This window comes from Streptomyces sp. TSRI0107 (genome assembly GCF_001905845.1).
In the GTDB taxonomy this organism is placed as follows: Bacteria; Actinomycetota; Actinomycetes; order Streptomycetales; family Streptomycetaceae; genus Streptomyces.
Map to the genome: position 1 here is coordinate 576,791 of NZ_LIVZ01000002.1, position 16,454 is coordinate 593,244.

Below are 16,454 nucleotides of genomic sequence, written 5' to 3' on the forward strand. Positions count from 1 at the left end.
CCTCACGCGTAGGGGCTGTCGGCGCCCGCGGCGGCGGGGCGGGGGGCGCGGGCCGGGCAGCAGCCGACCGGGCAGAGGTTGTGGCTGGGGCCGAGCGCTCCGAGGGCGCAGGGCGTGACCTGCTGCCCGCGCTCGTCGGCGGCGCGTTCCAGGATCAGCTCGCGGATCGCGGCGGCGAAGCGCGGGTCGGCGCCGACGGTGGCCGAGCGGCGCACCGGCAGGCCCAGCTCCTCGGCCTTGGCCTTGGCCTCGGTGTCGAGGTCGTACAGGACCTCCATGTGGTCGGAGACGAAGCCGATGGGGGCCATGACGACGGCGGGCACCCCGGCGGCGTGCCGCTCCTCCAGGTGGTCGCAGATGTCGGGCTCCAGCCACGGGATGTGCGGGGCTCCGGAGCGGGACTGGTAGACGAGCTGCCAGGGGTGGTCGACGCCGGTGCGCTCGCGGACGGCGTCGGCGATCAGCCGGGCGACGTCCAGGTGCTGGGCGACGTACGCCCCGCCGTCGCCGTGGTCCTCGACCGGGCCGGAGGTGTCGGCCGCGGAGTCGGGGATGGAGTGGGTGGTGAAGGCGATGTGGGCGCCGTCGCGGACGTCCTCGGGGAGGTCGGCGAGGGACTCGAGGACCCCGTCGATCATGGGCTCGACGAAGCCGGGGTGGTTGAAGTAGTGCCGCAGCTTGTCGATCTTCGGCAGCTCCAGGCCCTCGGCCTCCAGGGCGGCGAGGGAGTCGGCCAGGTTCTCCCGGTACTGCCGGCAGCCCGAGTAGGAGGCGTAGGCGCTGGTGGCGAGGACGAGGATGCGGCGGCGGCCGTCGCGGACCATCTCGCGCAGGGTGTCCGTGAGGTACGGGGCCCAGTTGCGGTTGCCCCAGTAGACCGGGAGGTTCAGGCCGTGGTCGGCGAAGTCCTTGTGCAGGGCGTCCAGCAGGGCGCGGTTCTGGTCGTTGATCGGGCTGACCCCGCCGAACAGGAAGTAGTGCTGGCCGACTTCCTTGAGGCGTTCCTTGGGGATGCCGCGCCCACGCGTCACGTTCTCCAGGAACGGGACCACGTCGTCCGGCCCTTCCGGGCCGCCGAAGGAGAGCAGGAGCAGGGCGTCGTAGGGGGTGGCATCGAGCGCGTCTGGCATGACACCGATCCTGCCACCCGCCACTGACAGTGCCGTGACGCCGGGGTGGCGGGTGCGCCCGGGGCTGCTCCGGGGGAGTGCGTTAGGGTGCCCTAACTCGTAAGCTGTATCGACCACGTTTATGCCTTACGGGCTGTGCGGGCGCGTTCCGTGCCGCACGCCCGCGCCCGCCCCACCCGCCTGACCGAGCCGTCGGAGAGTCCGTGCCCAGCCCTTACCGCGCCCTGTTCGCCGCCCCCGGCACCAAGGCGTTCTCCGCCGCCGGTCTCCTCGGCCGGATGCCGCTGTCGATGATGGGCATCGGCGTCGTGACGATGATCTCCCAGCTCACCGGGCGCTACGGGCTCGCGGGCGCGCTGTCCGCGACCATCGCGCTGGCCGCCGCGGTGGCGGGCCCTCAGGTGTCCCGGCTGGTGGACCAGTACGGGCAGCGGCGGGTGCTGCGTCCCGCGACGCTGATCTCGCTGGCGGCGGGCGTCCTGCTGCTGCTCGCCGCGCACTACGGGTGGCCGGACTGGGTGCTGTTCGTGGCCTGTGTGGGCATCGGCTGCGTGCCGAGCGTCGGGTCGATGGTCCGGGCGCGCTGGGCGGCCCTGTACCGGGGCACCCCGCAGCTGCACACCGCGTACTCGTTCGAGTCCGTGGTGGACGAGGTGTGCTTCATCTTCGGGCCGATCATCTCCATCGGCCTGTCCACGACCTGGTTCCCGGAGGCGGGGCCGCTGCTGGCCGGCTGCTTCCTCGCGGTCGGCGTCTTCTGGCTGACCTCGCAGCGGGCCACCGAGCCGGAACCGCACCCGCGTGACCGTGACGCCGCCGGCGGCAGCGCGATCCGCTCCCCCGGGCTGCAGGTCCTGGTCACCACGTTCGTCGCGACCGGGGCGATCTTCGGGGCGGTCGACGTGGTCACTGTGGCCTTCGCCGACGAGCAGGGGCACAAGGGTGCCGCCAGTCTCGTCCTCGCGCTGTACGCGGCGGGCTCCTGTGTGGCGGGGGCGGTCTTCGGGCTGCTGCGCTTCAAGGGGGCGCCCGAACCTCGCTGGCTGCTGGGCGTCTGCGCGATGGCCGTGAGTATGATCCCCCTCCTACTGGTCGGAAACCTGCCGTTTCTGGCCGTGGCGCTCTTCGTCGCGGGTCTGTCCATCGCTCCCACGATGATCACGACGATGTCCCTCATCGAAGAGCACGTACCACGCGCGCAACTGACCGAGGGCATGACCTGGGTGAGCACCGGTCTCGCGGTGGGGGTCGCCCTCGGCTCCTCCGCGGCCGGCTGGGTGATCGACGCGGCCGGCGCGCGTGCCGGGTACGGGGTTCCGGCGGTGGCCGGTGCCGTCGCGGTCGCGGTCGGTTTCCTCGGTTACCGCCGGCTCAAGCGGCCGGCTCCGGGTCGGGGAGGCACCGTTGAGCAGCACGGCGAGCGGGAAGAACGGCACGTGGCGTAACTGGGGCGGCAATGTCGCCGCCCGCCCCGCGCGGGAGGTCACTCCGGCTTCCGTGGAGGAGCTGTCGGCTGCGGTGCGCGCGGCCGCGGAGGACGGCCTGAAGGTGAAGGCCGTCGGCACCGGGCACTCGTTCACGTCCATAGCCGCCACGGACGGCGTGCTGATACGTCCCCGGCTGCTGACCGGGATACGCCACATCGACCGGGAGGCCGGCACCGTCACGGTCCTGGCCGGCACCCCGCTCAAGCGCCTCAACACGGCCCTGGCCCGCGAGGGTCTGTCGCTGACCAACATGGGCGACATCATGGAGCAGACCGTCTCCGGGGCCACCAGCACCGGCACGCACGGCACGGGCCGCGACTCCGCCTCGATCGCCGCCCAGATCAAGGCGCTGGAGCTGGTCACGGCCGACGGCTCGGTGCTCACCTGCTCCGAGAAGGAGAACCCGGAGATCTTCGCGGCGGCCCGGATCGGTCTGGGCGCGCTCGGCGTGGTCACCGCGATCACCTTCGCCGTGGAGCCGCTTTTCCTCCTCCACGCGCGCGAGGAGCCGATGCCGCTGGACCGGGTGCTCGCCGAGTTCGACGAACTGTGGGCCGAGAACGAGCACTTCGAGTTCTACTGGTTCCCGCACACCGGCAGCACCAACACCAAGCGCAACAACCGCAGCGCGGGACCGGAGCGCCCGGTGAGCCCGCTGAAGGGCTGGTTCGAGGACGAGTTCCTGTCCAACGGCGTCTTCCAGGCGGCCAACTGGGTCGGCCGCGCGGTGCCCGCCGCCATCCCGTCGATCGCCCGGGTCTCCAGCAGGGCACTGTCCGCGCGGACCTACACCGACATTCCCTACAAGGTCTTCACCTCGCCGCGCCGGGTGCGCTTCGTGGAGATGGAGTACGCCGTCCCGCGCGCGGCCCTCGTGGACACGCTGCGCGAGCTGAAGGCGATGGTCGACCGCTCGCCGCTGCGGATCAGCTTCCCCGTCGAGGTGCGCACCGCCCCGGCCGACGACATCACGCTGTCCACGGCGTCGGGCCGGGACAGCGCGTACATCGCCGTACACATGTTCCGCGGTACGCCCTACCAGCGGTACTTCACCGCCGCCGAGCGGATCTTCACCGCCCACGAGGGCCGGCCGCACTGGGGCAAGGTGCACACGCGCGACGCGGAGTACTTCGCCGGTGTCTACCCGCGCTTCGGCGAGTTCACCGCGCTGCGGGACCGGCTTGATCCGGATCGGCTGTTCCAGAACGACTATCTGCGCCGGGTGCTGGGGTCGTAGCGGACGGACTCGGCTCGGCCTCCGGGGCCGTGCCGCCGTCTGGCCGGTCGCTCGGCGAGGCGCTGGGGGCGGGCGCCGGGTTGCCGGCCGTACCGCTGTCGCCGCCCTCGGAGGCATCACCGGACGGGGTGGCCTCGCCGGGCTCGCGCGGATCCGCGGAAGACGGGGCGGAAGGGGAGTCACCGCCGGAGCCGTCCCGGCCCCCCGATTCCCCCGATTCCCCCGATTCTCCCGACGCGCCGGAACCGGAGGGATCACCGGACTCACCGGAACCGCCCGGGTCCGACGAGGACTTGGCGGGTCCGGCGAAGGCGTCGCCGACCGTAGTCTTCCCGGCTCCGCTGAAGCTGCTGCCGGAGACCAGTTCGTAGGCCGTGATCCCGGCCATGGTGACGCCGAAGACCAGGGCCGCGGCGACCACCGGGCGCTTCCGGCTCTTGCCGGTCCGCGCGCGGTAGACGGTCCCCTCGGTGAACTCGCCGGGGGCGGGCGGCGCTTGCCGGGCCGGACGCGCCGGCGCCGCGGCGCCGCGCAGTTGCTCGCCGGTGCGCTTGAGGAAGTGCTGGAACAGCGAACCGCCGCAGGTGGCGATGACACTGACCACGCCCGCGCCGAGGATCGTCCCGTAGACACCGAAACAGGAGGCGAGTTTGGCGGCCACGACCGCGGCCACCGCGCTGCCCGCGACCTGGGGCACGCTGAGGTCGATCCGCTTCCGCTGCACCTCCTCCCCCGCACTCGACTCCTGGACGTCATCGGGCCTTTCACGCATTCCCGGACCTTGCCTGCCCTTCCCGTACTGGATCGACTGGTCGTACGAGAAGGGGACGTACGGTGGGAACTGCTAGTTCCGCTTCTGCTGATTCCGTGAAGTAGGCCACTGTTCTTGATCGCGGAATCCGGGCAGGGAGGGCCGAGTCCCGCAGTCGGCGAGAAGTTCGGCGGCGCGCCAATCCACGCACGTGGTCCAAATGGAGTACTGTTGCGAGCCCTGGGTCCGGTCTCCCGCCAGGGTGTCCGGGGCCGTCAAGGACCGCCGGGAGGGGGCTTGTTGCACAGGGTGACGGAGTTGGTCACTTAGCGTTGCGAATAGGTAACCGTGCCATAACGGCGATCCAGGGCCCGCGCCCGACACGCCGGGCAACTCGGCAAGGTTGTGGCAGGCTGCACCCGGGCAGGCCACACTCGACTAGCGGAAGCAGCGACGCACGTGACGTCGGCAGGCACCACCCGGGAGGTCCCCATGCCCGAACTGCGTGTCGTGGCCGTCTCCAATGACGGCACACGGCTGGTGCTGAAGGCTGCGGACAGCACGGAGTACACGCTTCCGATCGACGAACGGCTCCGCGCCGCCGTGCGCGGCGACCGTCCCCGCCTCGGCCAGATCGAGATCGAGGTGGAGAGCCATCTCCGCCCCCGAGACATCCAGGCGCGTATACGCGCAGGTGCGACCGCGGAAGAGGTCGCCCAGATGGCGGGCATCCCCGTCGACCGCGTACGCCGCTTCGAGGGCCCCGTGCTGGCCGAGCGCGCCTTCATGGCCGAGCGGGCCCGCAAGACCCCGGTCCGCCGCCCCGGCGAGAACTCCGGCCCGCTGCTCGGCGAGGCCGTACAGGAGCGACTGCTGCTGCGCGGCGCCGAGAAGGACACCGTCCAGTGGGACTCCTGGCGCCGCGACGACGGCACCTGGGAAGTGCTGCTGGTCTACCGGGTGGCGGGCGAACCGCACTCGGCGAGCTGGACGTACGACCCGCCCAGGCGGCTCGTCCAGGCCGTCGACGACGAGGCGCGCTCGCTGATCGGCGAGTCCGACGACCTCGGGGCGCCCGAGCCGAGCATGCCGTTCGTCCCGCGGATCGCCCGGCTGCCGCGTGACCGCGCGCTGGCGGGCTCCCTCGACCGGGAGCGGGATCGGGACCGCGAGCGGCCGAGTCTGCCCGCGCAGGCGTCCGAGCCGGCGGAGGAGACCACGGCCACGGCCGAACGGGACTCGCTGACCAGCCTGCTGGAGGCCGTGCCGAGCTTCCGGGGCGACCTGGTGGTTCCGGAGCGGTCCGCCGAGCCCTCGGAGGAAGACGACGACGAGCCCGTCGCGGAGGAGCCACCCGCGCCCGCCGCATCGGCCGGTTCCGCCTACGCGGACGTCCTCATGCCGCGCTCCGTGGGCAGCCACCGGGACCGCCTCATCGGCGCCACCGACCGCCAGGCCGAGGCCGACGGCGTCCGCCCGGGCCGCCGGGCGGCCGTCCCCAGCTGGGACGAGATCGTCTTCGGCACGCGGCGCAAGAAGCAGGAGTAGTCGGCCGTACGACGACTTGGCCCGCGCCGGGAAACGACGCGGGCCAAGTCGCGTGCCTGCCGCAGTCGTAGCCGACTGCGCGGGTCTCTCGACGGGCCCGCGCGCCCCTACTGCGGATCCGGCCCCACCGCCACCGGGCGCTCCGGGTCCGAGGACCACTCCGACCAGGAACCCACGTACAGGGCCGCCGGGATGCCGGCCACGGCGAGGGCGAGGACCTCGTGCGCGCCCGAGACGCCCGAACCGCAGTACACGCCGACCTCCGTGTCCTCGGCGGCGCCCAAGGCCTTGAAGCGGGCCCGCAGTTCCTCGGCGGGGAGGAAGCGGCCGTCGGGGGTGACGTTCTCGGTCGTCGGGGCCGAGATCGCGCCCGGGATGTGGCCGCCGACCCGGTCGATGGGCTCCACGTCACCCCGGTACCGCTCCCCCGCGCGGGCGTCGAACAGCACTCCGGAACGGGCCAGCGCGGCGGCGCCGTCGGCGTCCAGCAGTCCCGCGCCCGGAACCGGCTGGAAATCGCCCTCCGCGGGGCTCGGGATCTCCTGGGACAGCGGCCCCTCCCAGGACGGCAACCCCCCGTCGAGGACCCGCACGTCCGGGTGACCCGTCCAGCGCAGCATCCACCAGGCGCGGGCCGCCGCCCAGCCCTGCCCGCCGTCGTACACGACGACCGGCGTCCCGGACGACACGCCCGCGCGGCGCATCACGGCGCCGAACTCCGCCACGCCGGGCAGCGGATGACGACCGCGCTCCCCCGCCTTTCCGGCCAACTCCCGGTCCAGATCGACGAAGACGGCTCCGGGGATGTGCCCGGCCGCGTATTCCGCCCGGCCGTCGAAGGGCGGCTCGCCGGCCGCCTTGGCCAGGCTCAGCTGCCAGCGGACGTCGAGCAGGACCGGCGGGTTCTCCCCCGCCAGGGCGTTCGCGAGTTCGGATGCGGAGATGATGGCGTTCATGGGGACCATCCTGGCGCACGGGGTGGCCGCGGCGCCCATGTCCGGCTACTCTGCTCCGCCAAGCAGGACCGATCACGAGGCGTACGCGATCGGGCACGTGCAGTACAGCCCCGGGTGCCACCGATCGACATCCGTGGGCCATCCTCCCGAAAGGGACGGGAAGCGCAGATCGGGCATTCTCCGGTGACCGGACGAGATGCGGCGGCGCGCCCGGAGCGCGTGACAGCGCCGGTGGTGCGAGCATCGGCACGGGGTCCGGAGAGCGGAAGCGACGCGGCGCCGCGAGGGGCCGAGGAGAGAGTGACGATGACCGAGGCACGGGGGTCGGAGGGCCGGCACGGTGAACACGCCCGGTACGCGCCGGGCACGCCCTGCTGGGTGAGTCTGATGGGGCACGGGCTGGCCGCGACCCAGGAGTTCTACGGATCGCTGTTCGGCTGGGAGTTCCGCCCCGGCCCCCAGCAGCTCGGCCCCTATGTGCGGGCGCTGCTGGACGGCCGCGAGGTGGCGGGCATCGGGCAGCTGCCGCCCGACCGGCACTTCCCCGTCGCCTGGACGCCCTACTTCGCCTCCGCGGACGCGGACCGGACGGCCGACACCGCGCGGCTGTGCGGCGGGACCATCGGCGTGGGACCGCTGGACGCGGCCGAGGCCGGGCGGATGGCGATCGGCTCCGACCCCTCGGGGGCCGTCTTCGGGATCTGGCAGGCGGCGGAACACCTCGGCACGGCCGTCACCGGGGTGCCGGGCACACCCCTGTGGAACGAACTGCTGACCTTCGAGTCCGCGACCGTGGCCAAGTTCTACGAGACCGTCTTCGGTTACGAGGAGGAGCCGGTGGTCTCCGCCGACTTCGACTACGTGACGCTCCACGCCGACGGCCGCCCGGTCGCCGGCATCCGCGGCATGGGCCACGCGCTGCCCCGGGACCGGGGCCCGCACTGGCTGACGTACTTCGAAGTGGCCGACACCGACGCGGCGCTCGCCCGCCTCGTCGAGCTGGGCGGACACATCCTCGCCCCGGCCGAGGACGGCGACCGCGGCCGCGTGGCGACCGTCAGCGACCCCGAGGGCGCCCGTTTCTGCCTGCTCCAGCGACCGAGCTGACGCCCGGACCGCCGAGGACGGCCCAGGACGTGTCCTAGGCTCTGTCGTTTGGATCAGCCCGGCTGTGAGGGACGGTGCGTCCTGGCCGAGTCGAGCGGGGTCTGGTGCGTGCAGCTGCAAGGCGGAGGAGGGAGTCGACGCGGCGCGTCGGCGACTGATGACAACGCGGCAGATGTGCGTGCCAGACCCTGCGACGCCGGGATGATCCAAACGAGAGGGCCTAGGCGGGTGCGACCGGCAGGACGTCCGGGGACAGGGCCGCCGCGTGGGCGCTGGCCGCGGTCATGCGGCGGCGGTGGTGCCGGCGGCACAGCACCTCGTAGCCCACGGCCTCCGCCTGGTTGACGTCGCCGACGACCACCTGGGCGCCCTCGACGACCATCTCGCCGCCGATCGTGCGGGCGTTGTGGGTGGCGCGGGCGCCGCACCAGCACAGGGCCTCGACCTGGAGCACCTCGACCCGGTCGGCCAGCTCCACCAGGCGCTGGGAGCCGGGGAAGAGCTTGGTGCGGAAGTCGGTGGTGATGCCGAAGGCGTAGACGTCCAGCCCCAGGTCGTCGACCACGCGCGCGAGCTGGTCGATCTGCTCGGGGGCGAGGAACTGGGCCTCGTCCGCGATCACGTAGTCCGCGCGGCCGCCGTGCGAGAGGTGGTCGACGAGGTAGGCGTAGAGGTCCATGCCGTCCTCGACCTCGACCGCGTCGGTGACCAGGCCGAGCCGCGAGGACAGCTTGCCCTCGCCCGCGCGGTCGTCGCGGGTGAGGATCATGCCCTGCAGGCCCCGCGCGGAGCGGTTGTGCTCGATCTGGAGAGCCAGCGTCGACTTCCCGCAGTCCATCGTTCCGGAGAAGAACACCAGCTCGGGCATGGGGGGTTGAGCACCTTTCGGCGGAGTCGTCATGGTGTGCGTTGTGCGGGTCGGCGCCGCGGCGCTCAGGTGCGTACTTCGAGCAGCGGAACCAGTTGCTCGGCCGGGGTCATCGAGCCGTGGTTGCCGACCATCGCCGACTCCTTGGGTTCCCGCTCGGAGGCGATGATCAGAACATCGTCCCGCGCGGCGGCGACGACGTCGCCGATGCGCGCGTACACCCGCTCCTCGACCCGCGGCCCGAACCAGCCCGCCGCGATCGCCTCGTCCCGCGAGGCCACCCAGAACTGCTCGCCGAGGACTTCCCGCCAGCAGGTCAGCACGTCGTCCTCGGCGCCCGGCACCGCGTACACGTGGCGGGCCCGGCCCTCGCCGCCCAGCAGGGCGACCCCGGCGCGCAGCTCCCAGTCCTCGTCGAAGTCGATGCGGTGCTGCTCGTCGAAGGGCACGTCGACCATGCCGTGGTCGGCGGTGACGTAGAGCGCGCTGCGCGGCGGCAGCTGCTCGGCCAGCCGCTGGACCAGCCGGTCGACGTACATCAGCTGGCCGCGCCAGGTGTCGGAGTCGACGCCGAAGCGGTGGCCGGCGCCGTCGACCTCGGCGTAGTACGTGTAGACGAGGCTGCGGTCGCCGGCGGCCAGCTGTTCGGCCGCGAGGTCCATGCGGTCCTCGCCGGACAGCCGCCCGTGGAAGGTGCCGCCGCTGAGCGCGACCTTGGTCAGCGGGGTGCTGGCGAAGGCCGGGGAGGACACCTGGGCGGCGTGCACCCCGGCGCGGTCGGCGAGCTGGAAGACGGTGGGGTACGGCTGCCAGGCGCCGGGCTCGGTCCACGGCTGCCAGCGCAGCTGGTTCATCAGCTGGCCGGTGGCGGGATCGCGCACGGTGTAGCCGGGCAGGCCGTGGGCGCCGGGCGGCAGGCCGGTGCCGACGGAGGCCAGCGAGGTGGCGGTGGTCGCCGGGTAGCCGGTGGTCAGGGGGCGGCCGGTGCCGCCGCGGGAACTGGCGATCAGCGAGGTCAGGAAGGGCGCCTCGTCGGGGTGCGCCTTCAGCTGCTCCCAGCCGAGTCCGTCGATCAGGAACACGCAGTTCCGGTCGGCGGGGGTCAGCTCCGGGATGGCGGCGGTCGTGCCGGGCACGCCCATGCCGGCGGCGAGCGTGGGCAGCAGGTCGGCGAGCGAGCCGGTGCCGTACTCGGGCAGGGGGGCGGAGTCTACGGCGAGGGGTTCCGGGTGGGGGCCCCACGCGGTGGGCGGCTGCACCATCAGCGGGTCGGGTCCGCGGTCGCCTCGGAGATGGCCTGGGCGAAGACGAGCGCCTGGCGCACCGTCTCCGGGCCGTCCCCGGCCTCGCTGACGCGCAGGCTGAGGTCGTCCGCCGTGGAGCTGCCGGTGTAGCCGTGGTCGGCCTCGCAGTTGGGGTCGCCGCAGGCGGCGGGCTCCAGGTCGATGCGGGAGACGGCGCCCCAGCCGATGGTCAGCACGATCTCGCGCGGCAGGGTGCCCGGCGTGTACGACTCCGGGTTGGCGACGACCCGGCTGACCACGACCGACGAGATCCGGCCGAGCTTCACGGACTCCGTGGAGGTGGTCGCGTAGGGCGTCGGGGAGGTGTTGTCGGCGGCCTGCTCGTCGGTGTGGCTGACGATGAAGCGGGTATCGGTGAGGACCAGCACGGTCACGTGCCGGCGGACCTCGTTCTGGTCGAACGTCGTCTCCTGGTGGACCAGGTACGACCGGATGGGCTCGCCGCCCACGGCGGCCTCCACCGCCTCGGCCACGAGGGCCGGGTAGTAGCCGCTGCGCTCGATCGCCGCACGCAGCCCCTGGGTCGTCGTACTGGTCTTGGCCATGCCGTCCATCCTACGGGGGCGCACTGACTGCGAGGCACCGCTCGGCGCCCTCCGCCCGGGTCGGAAACGTCTCAGTAGGCGGGGAGCGTGCGAGGGCCCAGGTCGTCGCGGGCGGGCGGCGGGGCCAGCCGTACGGAGGCGCCGAGCACGCTCACGCCCTGGGTGGCGACCACGACGGGCTCGAGGGTGACCGCGACCACCTCGGGGTGGTCGTCGACCAGCCGGGAGACGCGCAGCAGCAGCTCCTCCAGGGCCGGGGTGTCGACGGGGGCGGAGCCGCGCCAGCCGAACAGCAGCGGTGCCGTGCGGATGGACCGGACCAGGGTGGTCGCCTCGCGGTCGGTGACCGGGATCAGCCGGTGCGCCATGTCGCCGAGCAGCTGGGAGGGCGCCCCGGCGAGGCCGAAGGAGAGCACCGCTCCGGCGGCGGGGTCGATCACGGCGCGTACGACGGTGTCCACCCCGCGCGGTGCCATGCCCTGCACCACCGGGCGCAGCGCCTCCGGCCTGCCGAACAGTTCGGTCAACTCGGTGTACGCGCGCCGCAGTTGTTCCTCGTCCGCGAGGTCGAGGCGTACGCCGCCGAGGTCCGCGCGGTGCCGCAGGTGCGGGGCGGTGGCCTTGAGGGCGACCGGGTAGCCGAGGGCGCGGGCGGCGGCGACGGCGTCCTCGGGGGTGGGGGCGGGGAGGGCGCGGCGCACCTGGATGCCGTAGCGGCCCAGCAGCTCGCAGGTCTCCTCGGTGCCGAGGGTGAGGCCCTGCCCGCGTGAGAGGAGGCCGTCGATCAGCCGGGCGGCGCCCTTCTCGTCGATGTCCTCGTACTCCGGCACCTTGCCGGGGTCGGCGGCCTCGCGTCGCCACTGCGCGTACTTCACGGCCTCGGCGAGGGCGCGGACCGCGCGTTCGGCGGCGGGGTAGGCGGGGATGAGGCGGGTGCCTGCGGGGGCGTCGGCCGCGGGGGCCGGTTCCGGTCCCGTGTCGGGTGCCGCGGTGTCCGTCGTCGCGGCACGCGCGCGGGGCGCGGTGCTCGCGGCGGCCGAGAGGGCTTCCGCGAGTCCGCCCAGTTCGACGTGCACGACCAGGACCGGCTTGGACGGGGCCCGCTCGGCCGCCGAGCGCAGCGCCTCGGCGAGCGCCGCGTCCCCGGCGGACTCCTCGCCGATCGCCGGTATCGCCGTGACCACGACCGCGTCGCACGAGTCGTCGGCCAGGGCGCGGGACAGCGCCGCGCGGAAGTCCTCGGGCGTCGCGGCGGTCGTCAGGTCCAGCGGGGGTGCGGGCCGCAGGCCCTCCGAGAGGCAGGCGTCGTAGGTCAGCACGCCCAGGGACTCGGAGTTCCCGAGGATCGCCACGCGCGGTCCGCCGGGCAGTGGCTGGCGGGCGAGCAGCAGTCCGGTGTCCACCAGCTCGGTGATGGTGGACACCCGGATCACGCCGGCCTGCCGGAGCAGCGCGGAGACCGTGGCGGGCGGCAGCCGGGTGGCGCGGACGGCGTGCCCCTGGGGGGCGGATCCGGCGCCCTGGACGACGACGAGGGGCTTCGCCGCCGCCGTACGGCGGGCCAGGCGGGTGAACTTGCGGGGGTTGCCGATCGACTCCAGGTACATCAGGACGACGTCGGTGTCCGGGTCGTCGTACCAGTACTGGAGGACGTCGTTGCCGGACACGTCCGCGCGGTTGCCGGAGGAGACGAAGGTGGACACGCCGGTGACGCCGGTGACCCCGCCGCCGCGCCGGTGCAGCCGGGAGAGCAGGGCGATGCCGATGGCGCCGGACTGGGCGAACATGCCGATGCATCCGGGGCGTGGCGGTTCGGGGGCGAGGGAGGCGTTGAGGCGGATCAGCGGGGAGTTGTTGATGACGCCGAAGGCGTTCGGCCCGATGATCCGCATGCCGTATGCGCGGGCTAGGCGCACCAGGGCCCGCTGGCGCTCGCGCCCCTCGGGGCCGCTCTCGGCGTATCCGGCGGAGAGCACCACGAGTCCCTGGACGCCGTGCTCGCCGCACTCGGCGACGACCTCGGGCACGTGCTCGGCGGGGACGGCGACGACCGCGAGGTCCACGGGCCCGTCGATGTCCCGCACGGAGCGGTACGCCGGCACGCCGTCCAGCTCCTTCACGCCTTCGGGCAGGGCGCGGTTCACGGCGTGGAGCCGCCCGGTGAACCCGGCGTCCCGGATGTTGCCGAGCACTCCGCGCCCGACCCCGCCGGGGGTGCGGCCGGCGCCGACGACGGCGACCGAGCCGGGGGCGAGCAGCCGCTGCACGGAGCGTGCCTCGGCGCGCTGTTCGCGCGCGTACTGGACGGCCAGGGAGCGGTCGGTGGGTTCCAGGTCCAGCTCCAAGCGGACGACGCCGTCCTCGAAGCTGCGCTTCTGGGTGTACCCGGCGTCCGTGAACACCTTGATCATCTTGGTGTTGGCGGGCAGCACCTCGGCGGCGAAGCGGCGGATGCCGCGCTCGCGGGCGACGGCGGCGATGTGTTCCAGCAGAGCGGAGGCCACGCCGCGGCCCTGGTGGGCGTCCTGCACCAGGAAGGCGACCTCGGCGTCGTCGGCGGGTGCGGAGGCGGGCAGCCCGTTCCCGCCGATGCGGTCGTAGCGTACGGTGGCGATGAACTCGCCGCCGATCGTGGCCGCGAGTCCCACCCGGTCCACAAAGTCGTGGTGCGTGAAGCGGTGGACGTCCTTCGCGGACAGACGCGGGTAGGGCGCGAAGAAGCGGTAGTACTTCGACTCGTCCGACACCTGCTCGTAGAAGCTGACCAGGCGCTCGGCGTCGTCAACGGTGATGGGGCGGACGCGCGCGGTGCCGCCGTCGCGCAGCACCACGTCGGCTTCCCAGTGGGCGGGGTACTCGTGCCGGTCCGACGAGGTCTGCATGGGCCCCAGAGTACGGCTCGCGTCCGGCAACGGCGCGGGGCAGTCTGTGAAGGACGGAGTACGGACCGAGGCCGCGGTCCGGCGACACCCGAAGGACGGGACACAGGACCGTCCGGGCACGCTTCACGATGTGGGAAACTGGTCTAGACAACCTGAACACCTGAAGGGCAGCAACACATGGCTGAGCGCCGCGTCAACGTCGGCTGGGCCGAGGGCCTCCACGCCCGCCCCGCCTCCATCTTCGTCCGAGCCGCCACGGCCGCAGGCGTCCCGGTGACGATCGCCAAGGCTGACGGCAACCCCGTCAACGCGGCCTCCATGCTGGCCGTCCTCGGCCTGGGCGCCCAGGGCGGCGAGGAGATCGTCCTCGCCTCCGACGCCGAGGGCGCGGACATCGCTCTCGACCGCCTGGCCAAGCTGGTCTCCGAGGGCCTCGAGGAGCTTCCCGAGACCGTCTGACGCTCGCGCGCCGGTCACCCGAAGCCGCGTCGCCCTTTCCGGGCGGCGCGGTTTCGCTTTTCCGCCGGGGAATTCCGGGCATGCGGACGCCGCACGCACGGTCAATTACCGGCGCGCCGAAAAAGGGCGTGGAAAAGAGTCCGCCCGGCGAATAACTGCTCTTTGTATACGGCTCTCGTGTTAATGCCGCAGGCCCGACATGTTTACGGCATGTTGCGAATTCCTCACACGGTCCGCGCGCTCCCCTCCGGGGCCGAACCGCAGCCGGTGCGCGCCGGTCGAGCGCTCGGCGTGCACGGCGGTGATCGCCCGCGCGCGCTCGCTGTCGCCGCGGGCCACGGCGTCCACGATCGCCCCGTGCTCCGCCCAGGACTCCACCGGGCTGACCGGCGCCTCCACCGCGTACATCCAGGCGATCTTGTGCCGCAGCTGGCTCAGCATCGACGTCAGGGCCGGGCTGGCACAGGCCTGGGCGAGCGTCTCGTGGAACCAGCCGCCCAGGGAGCGCAGGTCGTCGCTGTTGCCCCGGCGGGCCCGCTCCTGGCCCAGCCGCACCAGACCGCGCAGCACCTTCAGATGTGCCTCGGTGCGCCGCTGCGCCGCGCGGGAGGCGCCCAGCGGCTCCAGCAGCAGGCGCATCTCCAGCAGGTCGGCGGCCTCCTGCTCGGTGGGCTCGGCCACGCACGCGCCCGCGTGCCGCCGGGTCACCACGAAGCCCTCCGCCTCCAGCGTGCGCAGCGCCTCCCGGACCGGGACGCGCGAGACGCCGTAACGGCGGGCGAGCAGTTCCTCGGTGAGCCGGCTGCCGCGCTCGTAGACACCCGCGACGATGTCGTCCCGGATCGCCGAGCACACCGAATGCGCCGGAATACGCATGACCGACCTCCGCCTTAATCCCCGTGAAACGTCGACGATTGACGTGTGGTCAGTGACTCTATGGCAATGGGCCGCAATTTCCGATGGCGGGCCGGAAATCATGGATATTTTTTGGACATCGGGGCGTCCGAAACGCCGAAAGCCCCGGCTCGGTGCCGGGGCTTCGGGAAGGGAGGAGGGGGCGGGACGGCGTCAGACGTTCACGCCGTGCGCGCGCAGGTAGGCGACCGGGTCGATGTCCGAGCCGTACTCCGCGCCGGTGCGGGCCTCGAAGTGCAGATGCGGGCCGGTGACGTTGCCGGTGGCGCCCGAGAGGCCGATCTGCTGGCCGGGGGTCACGGTCTGCCCGACGGCGACGCCGATGGAGGACAGGTGGCCGTACTGGGTGTACGTGCCGTCGTGCATCCGGATGACCACCTGGTTGCCGTACGCGCCGCCCCAGCCGGCCTCGACGACCGTGCCGGAGCCGACCGAGTGGACGGAGGTGCCGCTCGCGGCGTGGAAGTCGACACCGGTGTGGCTGCCGGAGGACCACAGGGAACTGCCGGCCTGGTAGCCGGTGGAGACGTAGGAGCCGCTGATGGGCGCCACGAACGTGTTGAGGCGCTTGCGCTCGGCCTCCCGGGCGGCGCGCTCCTCGGCCTCGCGGGCCCGCACGGCCTCCGCCTCGGCCCGCTTCAGGGCGGCCGCCTCGGCCTTCTGCTCGGCGGCGGCCAGCTCGGCGGCCTGCTGCTGCGCGGCGGCCTGGGCGTCGATCTGCTCGGCGACCTCGTCGCCGAGGGTGAGGACCGGGAGTACGCCGGTCTGCTCGGCGGGGCTTTCGGCGGCGAGCGCCGGGCCCGCCAGGGTGCCGATGACGCCGGTGGTGGTGAGCGCCGCGACGCCCGCCGCGCGGGCGGTGGTGCGATGCATCCGGCTGGGACGACGATGCTTCCCGGTGGCGCGGGTCAACGCCATGAAGTGGCTGGTCCTTTCCTTCCTTCTCGCCTACCGGGTTAGCTGACGGGTTCGGAGCAGGAAGGTCTCCTACGGCCGCCCTCGCTCACGCGCGGGCGTCCGATTCACCCCAGGGACTGCACAGGTGGGTCCCCGGCTCCCCTGGCTCGCGCCGTACGGGGACTCGGCGATGACTGTCCGGTGCCGCGGATGCGGCGCACTGCCTGACGAACAGCCCGCACGACGCTAAGACGGGCGGCTTTCAAATCCCAAACCAACACGGGGTTTTGTAGCGCATCCCACAGGGCAGACAGGCAACCTCCGCCTCAATTCGGACATCAAGGGGCCCTGGTGACGCTTCGGTCACC

Annotated in this window: 14 protein-coding genes and 1 riboswitch; of the genes, 5 read left to right on the top strand and 9 right to left on the bottom strand. The window is 72.9% G+C overall.

Features of this window, described 5'->3' with window-relative positions:
* Nucleotides 1-2: 2 nt before the first annotated feature.
* Nucleotides 3-1,130, bottom strand: coding sequence for a ferrochelatase (locus tag AMK31_RS06520; protein WP_073939408.1), 1,128 nt, complete (start codon nucleotides 1,128-1,130; stop codon nucleotides 3-5).
* Between the two features lie 203 nt (nucleotides 1,131-1,333).
* Here AMK31_RS06520 and AMK31_RS06525 point away from each other — a divergent pair, with 203 nt between their 5' ends.
* Both AMK31_RS06525 and AMK31_RS06530 read left to right on the top strand, forming a co-directional pair.
* Entirely contained in the window at nucleotides 1,334-2,575 is a 1,242-nt protein-coding gene (locus AMK31_RS06525) for an MFS transporter (RefSeq protein WP_073939409.1), read from the top strand.
* A complete protein-coding gene (locus AMK31_RS06530; protein WP_073939410.1) occupies nucleotides 2,535-3,854 on the top strand; it encodes a D-arabinono-1,4-lactone oxidase in 1,320 nt (439 codons plus the stop codon). Before AMK31_RS06525 ends, AMK31_RS06530 begins: the two co-directional genes overlap by 41 nt.
* On the opposite strand, the gene AMK31_RS06535 is transcribed toward AMK31_RS06530, so the two are convergent.
* A complete protein-coding gene (locus AMK31_RS06535) occupies nucleotides 3,778-4,626 on the bottom strand; it encodes a hypothetical protein (RefSeq protein WP_073939411.1) in 849 nt (282 codons plus the stop codon). The genes AMK31_RS06530 and AMK31_RS06535 overlap by 77 nt on opposite strands.
* Nucleotides 4,627-5,097: 471 nt before the next feature.
* Between AMK31_RS06535 and sepH the strand changes: the two genes are divergently transcribed.
* Nucleotides 5,098-6,153, top strand: coding sequence for a septation protein SepH (gene sepH, locus AMK31_RS06540; protein WP_073939412.1), 1,056 nt, complete (start codon nucleotides 5,098-5,100; stop codon nucleotides 6,151-6,153).
* A 107-nt stretch (nucleotides 6,154-6,260) separates the two neighbouring features.
* Here the strand turns inward: sepH and AMK31_RS06545 are convergent, their stop codons facing one another.
* The gene (locus AMK31_RS06545) at nucleotides 6,261-7,109 is read right to left on the bottom strand and encodes a sulfurtransferase (protein WP_073939413.1); all 849 of its coding nucleotides are present in this window, start codon (nucleotides 7,107-7,109) and stop codon (nucleotides 6,261-6,263) included.
* Nucleotides 7,110-7,415: 306 nt separating this feature from the next.
* On the opposite strand from AMK31_RS06545, the gene AMK31_RS06550 reads away from it, so the two are divergent.
* Nucleotides 7,416-8,216 carry a VOC family protein gene (locus AMK31_RS06550; RefSeq protein WP_073939414.1) on the top strand — a complete coding sequence of 267 codons (801 nt, stop codon included), beginning with the start codon at nucleotides 7,416-7,418 and terminating at the stop codon, nucleotides 8,214-8,216.
* A gap of 220 nt (nucleotides 8,217-8,436) precedes the next feature.
* On the opposite strand, the gene AMK31_RS06555 is transcribed toward AMK31_RS06550, so the two are convergent.
* The 4 genes from AMK31_RS06555 to AMK31_RS06570 form a co-directional block, all read right to left on the bottom strand.
* Entirely contained in the window at nucleotides 8,437-9,084 is a 648-nt protein-coding gene (locus AMK31_RS06555) for a thymidine kinase (RefSeq protein WP_073939415.1), read from the bottom strand.
* Nucleotides 9,085-9,149: 65 nt separating this feature from the next.
* Nucleotides 9,150-10,346, bottom strand: coding sequence for an alkaline phosphatase family protein (locus tag AMK31_RS06560; RefSeq protein WP_073939416.1), 1,197 nt, complete (start codon nucleotides 10,344-10,346; stop codon nucleotides 9,150-9,152).
* Nucleotides 10,346-10,942, bottom strand: a complete 597-nt coding sequence (locus AMK31_RS06565) for a DUF5998 family protein (RefSeq protein WP_198948442.1) — start codon at nucleotides 10,940-10,942, stop codon at nucleotides 10,346-10,348. The genes AMK31_RS06560 and AMK31_RS06565 overlap by 1 nt, the downstream gene beginning before the upstream one ends.
* Nucleotides 10,943-11,004: 62 nt before the next feature.
* Nucleotides 11,005-13,815, bottom strand: a complete 2,811-nt coding sequence (locus AMK31_RS06570) for a bifunctional acetate--CoA ligase family protein/GNAT family N-acetyltransferase (RefSeq protein WP_073939417.1) — start codon at nucleotides 13,813-13,815, stop codon at nucleotides 11,005-11,007.
* Nucleotides 13,816-13,992: 177 nt separating this feature from the next.
* On the opposite strand from AMK31_RS06570, the gene AMK31_RS06580 reads away from it, so the two are divergent.
* Entirely contained in the window at nucleotides 13,993-14,274 is a 282-nt protein-coding gene (locus tag AMK31_RS06580; RefSeq protein WP_071381868.1) for an HPr family phosphocarrier protein, read from the top strand.
* Nucleotides 14,275-14,454: 180 nt separating this feature from the next.
* Here AMK31_RS06580 and AMK31_RS06585 read toward each other — a convergent pair whose 3' ends face one another.
* Together AMK31_RS06585 and AMK31_RS06590 are read right to left on the bottom strand one after the other, a co-directional pair.
* Nucleotides 14,455-15,150, bottom strand: a complete 696-nt coding sequence (locus tag AMK31_RS06585; RefSeq protein WP_073939418.1) for a GntR family transcriptional regulator — start codon at nucleotides 15,148-15,150, stop codon at nucleotides 14,455-14,457.
* A gap of 192 nt (nucleotides 15,151-15,342) precedes the next feature.
* The gene (locus AMK31_RS06590; protein ID WP_073939419.1) at nucleotides 15,343-16,107 is read right to left on the bottom strand and encodes a M23 family metallopeptidase; all 765 of its coding nucleotides are present in this window, start codon (nucleotides 16,105-16,107) and stop codon (nucleotides 15,343-15,345) included.
* A 13-nt stretch (nucleotides 16,108-16,120) separates the two neighbouring features.
* Nucleotides 16,121-16,286, bottom strand: a riboswitch (cyclic di-AMP (ydaO/yuaA leader).
* Nucleotides 16,287-16,454: the final 168 nt, after the last annotated feature.